Raw genomic sequence first — 11,128 nt, 5'->3', positions numbered from 1 at the left:
CTGTAGATTTTCCGTATGTTCACCACCCGCCCCACGCTCCAGGGCACCTTCGGCATGGTGTCCTCCACCCACTGGCTGGCCTCGCAGTCGGCGATGGCCGTCCTGGAGGACGGCGGCAACGCGTACGACGCCGCCGTCGCCGGGGCCTTCGTGCTGCACGTCGTGGAACCGCATCTCAACGGACCCGCCGGTGAGGTGCCCATCCTCCTGGCGCCCGCGGGCGGCGAGGTGCGGGTGCTGTGCGGACAGGGCGTGGCGCCCGCCGGGGCGACGATCGACCACTACAGGGGACTCGGTCTGGATCTCGTACCCGGTACCGGACCCCTCGCGGCGGCCGTCCCCGGCGCCTTCGACGCCTGGCTGCTGCTGCTCCGCGACCACGGCACGAAGTCCCTCGTCGACGTCCTGAAGTACGCCATCGGGTACGCCGAGGACGGGCACGCGTGCGTGGAGAACGTCGGGGCGACCGTCGAGACCGTACGGGAGCTGTTCGAGACGGAGTGGACCTCGTCGGCGGACGTGTACCTGCCCGGCGGGAAGGCGCCCCGGCCCGGCGAGCTGTTCCGCAACCCCGCCCTCGCCGCCACCTGGAAGCGGCTGCTGGCCGAGGTCGCCGGGGCAGGGGACCGGGAGGCCCAGATCGAGGCGGCCCGCGCGGTGTGGCGGTCCGGGTTCATCGCCGAGGCCCTCGTACGGCAGGCGGGGCGGCCCACCATGGACACCAGCGGCGAGCGCCACACCGGCACGCTCACGGCCGCCGACCTGGCCTCCTGGTCCGCGTCCTACGAGGCACCGGCGACCTACGACTGGAACGGCTGGACCCTCTGCAAGGCCGGCCCCTGGAGCCAGGGCCCGGTGTTCCTCCAGCAACTCGCTCTGCTCCCGCCCGAGTTGCCAACCTACGGGTCCGCCGACTACGTCCATCTGCTGATCGAGGGCTGCAAGCTCGCGATGGCCGACCGGGAGGCCTGGTACGGGGACGCCGACCCGGACGCCGTACCGCTGGAGGCGCTGCTGTCGGCGGACTACAACGCGGCGCGGCGCGAGCTGATCGGCGCGAAGGCCTCGTACGAGCTGCGGCCGGGCAGCCCCGGAGGGCGGGCGCCGCGGCTGTGCGAGCACGCGCGCGTGGTGGTGTCCGAGGAGCCCGGCTTCGACCCGATGGGCGCGGGGGAGCCGACCGTCGCGCGGGTCGCCGCCGACGGCGGCACCCGGGGCGACACCTGCCACCTCGATGTCGTCGACCGCTGGGGCAACATGATCGCGGCCACGCCCAGCGGCGGCTGGCTGCAGTCCAACCCGGTGGTGCCCGAGCTGGGTTTCCCCCTGGGCACCCGGCTCCAGATGACCTGGCTGGAGCCCGGGCTGCCCAACTCCCTCACCCCGGGCCGCCGTCCGCGCACCACGCTCACCCCGTCGATCGCCCTGCGCGACGGGATACCGGTCCTGGCGTTCGGCACGCCCGGCGGGGACCAGCAGGACCAGTGGCAACTGCACTTCTTCCTGGCGGTCGCCTCGCGCGCGAAGGCACGCGGCGGCCTCGACCTCCAGGGCGCGATCGATGCCCCGAACTGGCACAACGACAGCTTCCCCGGCTCCTTCTACCCGCGCGGCATGCGCCCGGGCAGCGTCACCGTCGAGTCCCGCACGGACCCGGCGGTGGTGGAGGAACTGCGGCGGCGCGGCCATGACGTGACCGTCGGGGATGCCTGGTCGGAGGGGCGGCTGTGCGCGGTCGCCCGGGACCCGGAGGCCGGGATCCTCTCGGCGGCGGCGAATCCTCGGGGCATGCAGGGGTATGCCGTGGGACGTTGATCCCGACCCCCGGGTGTTCATGGTGAATCCACCCGGGGTGTACCGGGCGGGTGGGGATTGTCAGTGACGCGTGCTCTCATGGGAGACATGATCGAAGAGACCGAAACCATCGACGAGTTTCTCGTACAGCACACGGCCGACGTCGAAGAGGCGATCCGCAAGGCGGCGGCGGCCGAGATCATGCCCCGCTTCCGGCGGCTCGCCGCGCACGAGGTCGACCAGAAGAGCGGCCCGCACGACCTGGTCACGGACGCCGACCGCAATGCCGAGCGGTATCTGACCCAGGCGCTCGGCTCCCTCCTGCCCGGCTCCGTCGTCGTCGGCGAGGAAGCGGTGCACGCCGACCCGGAGACGTACGAGGCGATACAGGGCGATGTCCCGGTCTGGATCGTCGACCCGGTCGACGGGACGCGCCAGTTCGTGCGCGGCGAGACCGGCTTCTGCATGCTGGTCGCGCTCGCCCGGCAGGGGGTCCTCCTCGCGTCCTGGACGTACGCGCCCGCCCGCGACCAACTGGCCACGGCGGTGAAGGGCGGCGGCGCCTTCCTCGACGGCGTACGGCTGCACTCCGGCCGCCCGGACCCGAGCCGGGACCTGGAAGTGGCCACCTCGCACCCCGACTACACGACGGACGCGCAGAAGCGCGCTCTGCTCGGCCTGTGGGCGGACGGAGTGCGCACGCGCCCGTGCGGCTCGGCCGGGCTGGAGTATCTCGCCATCGCCCGTGGCGAGTTGGACGCCACGGCCTTCTCCTGGGAGGCCGCCTGGGACCACGCGGCGGGCCTGCTCCTCGTCGAGGAGGCGGGCGGCGCCCACCTCACCCTCACCGGCGAGCCCTTCCGTATCACGGGCGGCAACGCGCTGCCGTTCACGGCGGCCCGGGACGAAGGGACGGCCCGGCGCGTGATGGAGCTGCTGCGGGCGTCGTAGGGTCACGGCTTCCGCACACTGGGCGGGCTGGCCCCGGCGTTGTCGGTCCCGCGGCATATCCTGACACCGAGTTTGCCATCGGTTGACGAAGGGGTCCGAAGGTGCCGTCGATGCTCGATGCGGTCGTGGTGGGTGCGGGGCCGAACGGACTGACGGCTGCCGTGGAGCTGGCCAGGCGCGGCTTCTCCGTGGCCGTGTTCGAGGCGCGGGGCACCGTGGGCGGCGGCGCCCGCACCGAGGAGCTGACCCTCCCCGGCTTCCGGCACGACCCGTGCGCGGCGGCGCACCCGCTGGGCATCAGCTCGCCCGCGTTCCGCGCCCTGCCCCTGGAGCGCTACGGCCTGGAGTGGCTGCACGCCGAGCTGCCCATGGCGCATCCGTTCACCGACGGCAGCGCGGCCGTACTGTCACGCTCGGTGGCGGAGACGGCCGCCTCCTTCGGGCCGCGCGACGCGGGGGCGTACCGCAGGCTGGTCGAGCCCTTCCTGCCCAAGTGGGACACCCTGGTCCGCGACTTCATGTCGCTGCCGCTCACCTCCCTGCCCCGCGACCCGGTCACCCTCGCCCGCTTCGGCCTGGTCGGACTGCCCCCGTCGACCTGGCTGACCGGCCGTTTCCGGGACGAGCGCGCCAAGACCCTGTTCGCCGGCTTGGTCGGCCATGTCATGGCCCCTCTCAACGGCTTCGCCACCGGCGCGATCGGCCTGGTCTTCGCTCTCGCGGCACACACGCGTGGCTGGCCGCTGGCCCGCGGCGGCTCCCAGTCCATCTCGGACGCCCTCGCCGCCTACCTCAAGGACCTCGGCGGCGAGATCCACACCGACTACGAGGTCAAGCGGCTCGACGACCTCCCCCCGGCCCGCGCCTACGTCTTCGACACCTCGCCCACCGCCCTGGCGAAGATCGCGGGCTTCGGCAACTACTACGAGAACTACCGCTACGGCCCAGGCGTCTTCAAGATCGACTACGCCCTGGACGGCCCGGTGCCCTGGACCGCCGAGGAGGCGCGCAGGGCCGGCACCGTACAGATCGGCGCCGACAGCACGGAGATCGGCAACGCCCTGCGCGCGGCGTCGCGCGAGAACCGCGCCCCCGACAAGCCGTTCATGATCACCGTGCAGCCCAGCGTCGTCGACCCCACCCGGGCCCCGGCCGGCCGACACGTCTTCTGGGCCTACGGCCATGTCCCGAGCGGCTGGACCGGCGACCTCACGGACGCCCTGGAACGCCAACTGGAGCGCTTCGCACCGGGATTCCGCGACCGCGTCCTCGCCCGCGCGACCGCGGGCCCGCCCGAACTCGCCGCCCGCAACGCCAACTACGTCGGCGGCGACATCGCGACCGGCGCGGTCTCCGGCCTCCAGACCCTCCTGCGCCCCAAGCTCTCCCTCACCCCGTACGGCACCCCGCACCCCGCCGTCTTCATCTGCTCCTCGGCGACCCCGCCGGGCCCCGGAGTGCACGGTATGTCGGGACACAACGCGGCGAAGGCCGTCTGGCGAAGACTGAGGCAGTCATGACCACCATCACCCTCGTCCGCGGCGACATCACCCGCCAGCGCGCCGACGCGATCGTCAACGCCGCCAACTCCTCCCTCCTGGGCGGCGGAGGCGTCGACGGCGCGATCCACCGCCGGGGCGGCCCCGCGATCCTGGAGGCCTGCCGAGAACTCCGCGCCTCCCACTACGGCAAGGGCCTGCGCACCGGCCAGGCGGTCGCCACGACGGCGGGCGAACTGGACACCCGCTGGGTGATCCACACCGTGGGCCCGGTGTACTCCCGTGAGGAGGACCGCTCCGAGCAACTCGCCTCCTGCTACCGGGAGTCCCTGCGCGTCGCCGACGAACTCGGCGCCCGCACGGTCGCGTTCCCCGCGGTCTCCGCCGGGATCTACGGCTGGCCGATGGACGACGCGGCCCGCATCGCCGTCGAGACGGTGCGGGCCACGCCGTCGGCTGTCGAGGAGGTCACGTTCGTGCTCTTCGACGAGACGGCGTACGAGGCGTTCGCCGCGCGGGTGGGCTGACGCGGCGAACGCCCCTCAGGTCAGCCGACGATCCGATGCGTCGACCAGAACGACGTAAGGTCCGTGCTCGTCGCGGCCTGGGCCGCCGCCTTGAACTCGGCCGTGGTCGAGACGCCGTACCAGTGTGAAGTGGCGTAGTCCTTCAGGAGTTTGGCCATCGCGGTGTCGCCCAGGGTGCGGCGCAGATCGTGCAGGGCGCACTTGCCGTAGCCGTAGACGACGGTGGAGTAGCGGGAGGAGTGGGCGTCCCAGTAGGCCATCGAGTTGGTGATGTTCTCGGCGGATGATGCCCAGGAGACGTTGTTCCAGCAGTTGGTGCCGGTCAGGCCCTGGGCCAGGTCGGTGGCGTAGTCGGTGAACGCCTCGTCCAGCCAGGGGCTGTTGTACTCGTCGTCGCCGACGATGCCGTAGAACCACTGGTGGCCGATCTCATGGGTGAGCGCCGTGGTGCTGACCAGGTCGAGGACGAAGCCGGGGTACTCCATGCCGCCGAACCAGAAGTTGTTGTCGATGACGGCGTCCAACTCGCCGTACGGATAGGCGCCGAAGCGGCCCGCGTGGGCGTCCACCGCGGACTTGGCGGTGGTGAGCATGGACTGGGCGTTGGCCGAGCTGATGCCGGTGACCGAGTAGATGTTGATCGGGGTGCCCGCGGTCGACGTACCGGAGATCTTGGTGAACGGACCGGCCGCCCACGCGAAGTCGCGGACCTTGGACGCGGTGGCCGTGGTGATCGTGCGGCCGCTGGTGCCGGGGGTGTCGACCGAGGTGCCGGTGGCCGGGACCGACAGGGTGGTCGGGTGGTCGAGGGTCACCTTGAAGTCGGCGGCCAGGGAGTAGAAGGACTCGCCGTTGTTCGTGTACGGGTCCAGGTGCCAGCCCGAGCCGTCCTTGATCGCGAGGACCGGCAGCGCGTTGCCGATCATGCTGAACGCGCCGTCGTAGCCGAACCGGTCGGCGCCGCTGGGGACGGTGATCCCCAAGTCGAAGCCGATGGTGGTGGATTGACCCTGCGCGAGCGGGGTCGGCAGCGCGATCTGGAGGGCCGTGCAGGCGACCGAGAGGGCGCCCGCGGTGCCGCCGGTGACATTGGTGACCGTGATCGGCGGCGCGGAGCAGGTGCCGTGGTAGTTGTCCCACAGTCGCAGGTAGACCTCGGTGAGCGGGGTGGCCGAGGCGTTGGTGAAGGTCGTGCTCTCGTGGCCGGTCCAGACCGTGCCCGCGGTGTTGCTGCTCAGACTGACGGTGTACGCCGGGGCGGCCGGCGTGCGCGTCGAGTCGGTCGGCGGGGCCGTGTCGCCGGAGGTGTTGAGGGCGATGTCGTCCAGCACGAAGCTCGTCTGGAGGCTGGAGTCCTCGGTGCCGGTGAAGGCGAGGCTCACGGTCTGCCCGGCGAACGCCGACACGTCGAACGTCTTCTGGACATAGCCGGTGGCCTTGTTCAGGTTCGAGTACGTGGCCAGGGTCGTGCTGCCGATCTTGGCCGTGAGCTTGTCGTACGCGGTGGACGAGGTCGTCTCGCCCGTGTCGATGTGCAGCCAGAAGGTGAGGCTGGCGCTGCTGCACCCGGACGGGATGGTCACACTCTGGCTCAGTGTGTCGGTGTGCGTGGAGCCGGTGCCGTCGAGCCAGGCGAAGCTGGTGCCGGCGTGGGCGCTCTGCCCGGTGCGGCTGGTGATGACGGTCGTCGAGGACTGGGTCCAGGACGAAGTGCCGCTCTCGAAGCCGCCGCCCGCGACCACCTGCGCCGGGGTGCAGGCGGCGGCCACGGGAGCCGCGGCCGGTGCCGCGGCGGCCGGGCTGACGGGGAGCGAGAGGGCGGCCAGCGCGGCGACGGCGAAGACGCCGGCGGCGAGAGCCTTGTGGGGGGTCGATCTCACACGGAACTCCTTCTACGGCGGCCGGGATTCCGGCCTGCTCGGTGGCCGCCCGGCCGGCTGGGGTGCGCCGGAGAGCGACCGCGGGGGTGCGCGGTGCGGTTGCGTGATCGCGGGGGAAGCTTCGCAGATTTGACCGGGCCATGCCATAAAAAGAAGGAAGTGTGCGCATGAAGTGGAGGAAGCCGCGAGGGGCGGGCGGAGGGAGGCGTGTGCGCGCCCGTGTTGAACGGGCCATGCCTGGATTTGGCCTCCGGTTGGCCGAATGTACGCCTTCGATTGCTTCCATCGAACGATGGACCACATCACGTTCCTCGTGGCGGTCGTCATCGTCACGGCCTTGGCCTTCGACTTCACCAACGGATTCCACGACACCGCCAACGCGATGGCGACGTCCATCGCCACCGGTGCGCTGAAGCCCCGGACGGCGGTTCTGATCAGCGGGGCCCTCAATATCGTCGGCGCCTTCCTCTCCACGGAAGTCGCCAAGACGATCTCCGGGGGCATCGTCGACGACACCCTCGTCACTCCGGGGATGATCTTCGCGGGGCTCGTCGGGGCGATCCTCTGGAACCTCATGACCTGGCTGGTCGGCCTGCCGTCCAGTTCCTCGCACGCCCTCTTCGGTGGCCTGATCGGTGCCGTCTGGGTCGGCGCGGGCTCCGACGGGGTGCACTTCGACAAGGTTGTCGAGAAGATCCTGATCCCTGCGGTCGCCTCCCCGCTCGTGGCCGGAATCGCCGCTCTCCTCGCCACCTACCTCGCCTACAAGATCACCGCCCGGGCCCGGAAGGACTCGGTCACCAAGGGCTTCCGGCTCGGTCAGATCGCCTCGGCCTCGCTGGTCTCCCTCGCGCACGGCACGAACGACGCCCAGAAGACGATGGGTGTCATCACCCTGACCCTGATCTCGGCCGGCGCGCTCGGCCACGACGCCGGTCCGCCGGTGTGGGTCATCGCCTCGGCGGGACTCGCGATCGGCCTCGGCACCTACATCGGCGGCTGGCGCATCATCCGCACGATGGGCAAGGGCCTCACCGACATCCAGTCCCCGCAGGGCTTCGCGGCCGAGGCCGCCTCCACGACCGTGATCCTCACCTCCGCCCACCTCGGCTTTGCGCTCTCCACCACCCAGGTCTGCTCCGGCGGCATCCTGGGAGCGGGCCTCGGCAGGCGCCTCGCGGAGGTGCGCTGGGGCACCGCGGGCCGCATGGTCATCGCCTGGCTGGTCACCCTCCCGGCGGCCGCCTTCGTCGGCGGAGTGTCCGCGACCGTCGTCAAGCACGGCGGGAACCTCGGTACGGCCCTGATCGCCCTGATCGCCGCCGCCGTGGCCGCGTTCATCGTGATCGCCTCGCGCCGCAACCCGGTGCACGCCGACAACGTCAACGAGACCCACGAGGTCGTCATCCGCGGCGAGGCGTCCAAGGACGTCCGTACGGCCGCCTGAATCAAGGGAGTCGATCGATGAGCGTGGACTGGAACGCCCTCGGTGAGGTCTTCGGGGTGAGCGTCGGAGTGACCGTCGGCGCGGTCGTCGTCTTCGCGCTGGGGGTGCTCGGCCTCGCCCAGGCCGAGACCGCCCGCGAACAGGACGGCGGCACGCACGCCCTCGGGATCGCCCAGGCGGGGTTGTGCTTCATCGCCTGTGCGGCTGTCGTGGCCTACGGCATATATCTCATCGTGCCGCAGTTCCACTGAGCAGCGTTGATCACTGAACGAATCGAGAGGAGGCCGGGATGACCGAGCTGTTGTCGGGGCTGCGCGTCGACTACACGGACCAGGACGACCCGGTACTGATCCGGCCCGACGGCAGCCCGGTGGACACCTGGCGCGAGAACTACCCGTACGAACAGCGCATGGAGCGCAAGGAGTACGACTGGCACAAGCGGCTCCAGCAGATCGAACTGCTGAAGCTGCAACGCTGGATCAAGGAGACCGGCCGCCGGCTCGTCATCGTCTGCGAGGGGCGGGACGCGGCCGGCAAGGGCGGCACGATCAAGCGGTTCACCGAGCACCTCAACCCGCGTGGCGCCCGCGTGGTGGCGCTGGAGAAGCCGAGCGAGCGCGAGAGCGGTCAGTGGTACTTCCAGCGGTACGTCCAGCACCTGCCGACCGCGGGCGAGATCGTGCTCTTCGACCGGTCCTGGTACAACCGGGCCGGTGTGGAGCGCGTGATGGGGTTCTGCTCGGAGGACGAGTACCGCCGTTTCATGCGCCAGGCCCCGCTGTTCGAGCGGATGCTGACGGACGACGGCGTCGACCTGATCAAGCTCTGGTTCTCCGTCTCACAGGGTGAACAGCGCACCCGTTTCACGATCCGCCAGGTGGATCCCGTACGGCAGTGGAAGCTCAGCCCGATGGATCTGGCCTCGCTGGACCGCTGGGACGACTACACGGCCGCCAAGGTCGCCATGTTCCGGGAGACCGACACCGAACAGGCGCCCTGGACCGTGGTGAAGAGCAACGACAAGAAGCGTGCCCGGGTCGAGGCCATGCGCAGCGTGCTGGCCCGCTTCGACTACGCCGACAAGGACGAGGAGGTCGTCGGCAGCCCCGATCCGCGCATCGTCGGGGCGGCGGCCACTCTGCTGGAGGCGGGCGAGGACGACACGGCGGCGGTCTTCTAGCGACGGCGTCCTTCGGGACGGCCCCTAGTCGCCGTCGCGCGGCACCAGTGTCACCCGGTGGAAGTTGCAGCCGGTCACGGGCGGGCTCCCGGGAGGGGGCCCGCCCGCATGTGCCTTGAGGGCGACGCTGACCAGGCTCAGCAGCAGGTCGACATCCGTCTCGCAGTCCAGGTGCACGGTCACCCAGCGGGAGCCCGGGATGATCCGGATCGCGGTCGACTCACTGAGGTCACCGTGGAACCGGAGGATGGCCCCGACCGTGAGATGCAGGTCCACATCGTGGTCGGAGTGGAAATGCACGATCTCGCTGTGGGTGGACCGCAGCGCCCGCCCGGTACCGCAACTGGCCGGGACGGCGCTGAGATCGCGCCAGCCTTCCAGTCGTTGCATGGCTCGCTCGGCCAGGGTCATGTGCCCATGGTGGACTGCTCACCGCTTCGCAACCAGGGGTTGAGAGATTTGTAACCGGGGCGTGAGGTACCGCACACCTGAGAAGCGTGGGATGTGCGCTCCCCGCAACGAGTCAACTCCCGTCGGCAGCAAGCTTTTCGTAGCCCACCAGCCGTACGCACGTGGCCACCCCGTCGATGATCGTCTCGATCTCCGAGAGGGGCGGGAAGGACGGGGCGATGCGGATCGTACGGTCCCTGGGATCGTCGCCGTACGGGTGCGTGGCGCCCGCCGGTGTCAGCGCGAGACCGGCGTCCGCCGCGCGGCGCACCACCTCGCGGGCGCAGCCGTCGGGGACGTCGAGGGTGATGAAGTAGCCGCCCCGGGGCGTCGACCAGGTGGCGAGACCGGTGTCTTGCAGCCGGTCGGCGAGGATGCGCAGCACGGTGTCGAACTTGGGCCGCAGCAGCTCACGGTGGCCGCGCATATGGGCGCGCACCCCGTCGGCGTCGCGCAGGAACATCGCGTGCCGCAGTTGGTTGATCTTGTCGGGGCCGATGGACCGCTTGGCGCTGTAGCCGCGCAGCCAGGCCACGTTGGCGGGGGAGGAGCCGAAGAAGGCCACGCCCGCACCGGCCAGCGTGATCTTCGAGGTGGACCCGAAGACGAACGCCCGGTCGGGACTGCCGTGTTCGGCGCAGGCCGTGAGCAGGTCGGTGATCTCCACCTCCTCGTCGGTGAGATGGTGCACGGCGTAGGCGTTGTCCCAGAAGATCCGGAAGTCGGGCGCCGCGGCCGGCATCGCGGCGAGCCGCCGTACCACCTCGTCGCTGTAGCAAGTCCCGTCCGGATTGCTGTACTTGGGCACGCACCAGATGCCCTTGACCGCCGGGTCCGCGGCGACCAGCCGCTCCACCACGTCCATGTCGGGGCCCTCGGCGGTCATCGGCACCGGGATCATCTCGATGCCGAACCGCTCGCACAGCGCGAAGTGCCGGTCGTAGCCCGGGACCGGACACAGGAACGCGACCCGCTCCTCGTCCGCCCAGCGGCGGGCCGCCCCGGGCAGCGTGCCGAGCAGGGCGTGCACCAGGCAGTCGTGCATCAGCTCCAGGCTGGAGTTGCCCACGGCGAGCAACTGCCCGGCCGGCACCTGGAGGAACCCGGCGAAGATCTCCCGGAGCTCCGACAGCCCGTCCGCGCCACCGTAGTTGCGGCAGTCCGTGCCGTCGGCGGCGGTGTGGCCGTCACCGGGCAGCGAGAGCAGCGCGGCGGACAGGTCGAGCTGCCGGGCGGAGGGCTTGCCGCGGGTCAGGTCGAGCGACAGTCCCTTCGCGAGCAGGGCTTCGTAGTCGCTCCGGGCCGCGTCGAGGCGGGCCGGAAGGGAATCGGCGGTGTTCGCCGAGGGGGGAGTCGGAGTCACGGAGGTCGACGCTACAAAGCCGGGCGCTACACCACCA

The 11,128-nt window shown here is 70.8% G+C and carries 10 protein-coding genes; 7 read left to right on the top strand and 3 right to left on the bottom strand.

Annotation, left to right across the window (positions count from 1 at the left end; all coding sequences use genetic code 11):
- Window positions 1-15 precede the first annotated feature (15 nt).
- From AB0M63_RS06620 to AB0M63_RS06605, 4 genes are all read left to right on the top strand, one after another.
- Window positions 16-1,815, top strand: coding sequence for a gamma-glutamyltransferase (locus AB0M63_RS06620; protein ID WP_366018633.1), 1,800 nt, complete (start codon window positions 16-18; stop codon window positions 1,813-1,815).
- 87 nt (window positions 1,816-1,902) lie between these two features.
- Window positions 1,903-2,745, top strand: a complete 843-nt coding sequence (locus AB0M63_RS06615) for an inositol monophosphatase family protein (RefSeq protein WP_366018632.1) — start codon at window positions 1,903-1,905, stop codon at window positions 2,743-2,745.
- Between the two features lie 110 nt (window positions 2,746-2,855).
- Entirely contained in the window at window positions 2,856-4,265 is a 1,410-nt protein-coding gene (locus AB0M63_RS06610; protein WP_366018631.1) for an NAD(P)/FAD-dependent oxidoreductase, read from the top strand.
- A complete protein-coding gene (locus AB0M63_RS06605; protein ID WP_366018630.1) occupies window positions 4,262-4,771 on the top strand; it encodes an O-acetyl-ADP-ribose deacetylase in 510 nt (169 codons plus the stop codon). The genes AB0M63_RS06610 and AB0M63_RS06605 overlap by 4 nt, the downstream gene beginning before the upstream one ends.
- Window positions 4,772-4,791: 20 nt before the next feature.
- Here AB0M63_RS06605 and AB0M63_RS06600 read toward each other — a convergent pair whose 3' ends face one another.
- Window positions 4,792-6,651: a M1 family aminopeptidase gene (locus tag AB0M63_RS06600; protein WP_366018629.1), complete on the bottom strand. Its 1,860-nt coding sequence runs from the start codon at window positions 6,649-6,651 to the stop codon at window positions 4,792-4,794.
- Between the two features lie 292 nt (window positions 6,652-6,943).
- Between AB0M63_RS06600 and AB0M63_RS06595 the strand changes: the two genes are divergently transcribed.
- From AB0M63_RS06595 to ppk2, 3 genes are read left to right on the top strand one after another with little or no spacing between them, the layout of a single operon-like run.
- Window positions 6,944-8,098 (top strand): inorganic phosphate transporter, encoded by a 1,155-nt coding sequence (locus AB0M63_RS06595; protein ID WP_355906867.1) that lies wholly within the window; start codon window positions 6,944-6,946, stop codon window positions 8,096-8,098.
- A gap of 17 nt (window positions 8,099-8,115) precedes the next feature.
- Window positions 8,116-8,349: a hypothetical protein gene (locus AB0M63_RS06590; RefSeq protein WP_355906864.1), complete on the top strand. Its 234-nt coding sequence runs from the start codon at window positions 8,116-8,118 to the stop codon at window positions 8,347-8,349.
- 38 nt (window positions 8,350-8,387) lie between these two features.
- Window positions 8,388-9,278, top strand: coding sequence for a polyphosphate kinase 2 (gene ppk2 / locus AB0M63_RS06585; RefSeq protein ID WP_355906861.1), 891 nt, complete (start codon window positions 8,388-8,390; stop codon window positions 9,276-9,278).
- A gap of 24 nt (window positions 9,279-9,302) precedes the next feature.
- Here the strand turns inward: ppk2 and AB0M63_RS06580 are convergent, their stop codons facing one another.
- Together AB0M63_RS06580 and AB0M63_RS06575 are read right to left on the bottom strand one after the other, a co-directional pair.
- A complete protein-coding gene (locus AB0M63_RS06580; RefSeq protein WP_355906858.1) occupies window positions 9,303-9,689 on the bottom strand; it encodes a luciferase family protein in 387 nt (128 codons plus the stop codon).
- 112 nt (window positions 9,690-9,801) lie between these two features.
- Complete coding sequence (locus AB0M63_RS06575) at window positions 9,802-11,091, bottom strand: aminotransferase class I/II-fold pyridoxal phosphate-dependent enzyme (protein WP_366018628.1); 1,290 nt, start codon at window positions 11,089-11,091, stop codon at window positions 9,802-9,804.
- Window positions 11,092-11,128: the final 37 nt, after the last annotated feature.

This window comes from Streptomyces sp. NPDC051576, assembly GCF_040681835.1.
Lineage (GTDB): Bacteria > Actinomycetota > Actinomycetes > Streptomycetales > Streptomycetaceae > Streptomyces.
The sequence above is the reverse complement of the archived record's forward strand: the minus strand, read 5'-3'. Positions and strand labels throughout refer to the sequence as shown.

Excerpts from the sequence above, each read along its gene's own strand:
- AB0M63_RS06620 (WP_366018633.1), top strand. The coding sequence starts at position 16 with ATGTTCACCACCCGCCCCACGCTCCAGGGCACCTTCGGCATGGTGTCC.
- AB0M63_RS06615 (WP_366018632.1), top strand. The coding sequence starts at position 1,903 with ATGATCGAAGAGACCGAAACCATCGACGAGTTTCTCGTACAGCACACG.
- AB0M63_RS06610 (WP_366018631.1), top strand. The coding sequence starts at position 2,856 with ATGCTCGATGCGGTCGTGGTGGGTGCGGGGCCGAACGGACTGACGGCT.
- AB0M63_RS06605 (WP_366018630.1), top strand. The coding sequence starts at position 4,262 with ATGACCACCATCACCCTCGTCCGCGGCGACATCACCCGCCAGCGCGCC.
- AB0M63_RS06595 (WP_355906867.1), top strand. The coding sequence starts at position 6,944 with ATGGACCACATCACGTTCCTCGTGGCGGTCGTCATCGTCACGGCCTTG.
- AB0M63_RS06590 (WP_355906864.1), top strand. The coding sequence starts at position 8,116 with ATGAGCGTGGACTGGAACGCCCTCGGTGAGGTCTTCGGGGTGAGCGTC.
- ppk2 (WP_355906861.1), top strand. The coding sequence starts at position 8,388 with ATGACCGAGCTGTTGTCGGGGCTGCGCGTCGACTACACGGACCAGGAC.
- AB0M63_RS06580 (WP_355906858.1), bottom strand. The coding sequence starts at position 9,689 with ATGACCCTGGCCGAGCGAGCCATGCAACGACTGGAAGGCTGGCGCGAT.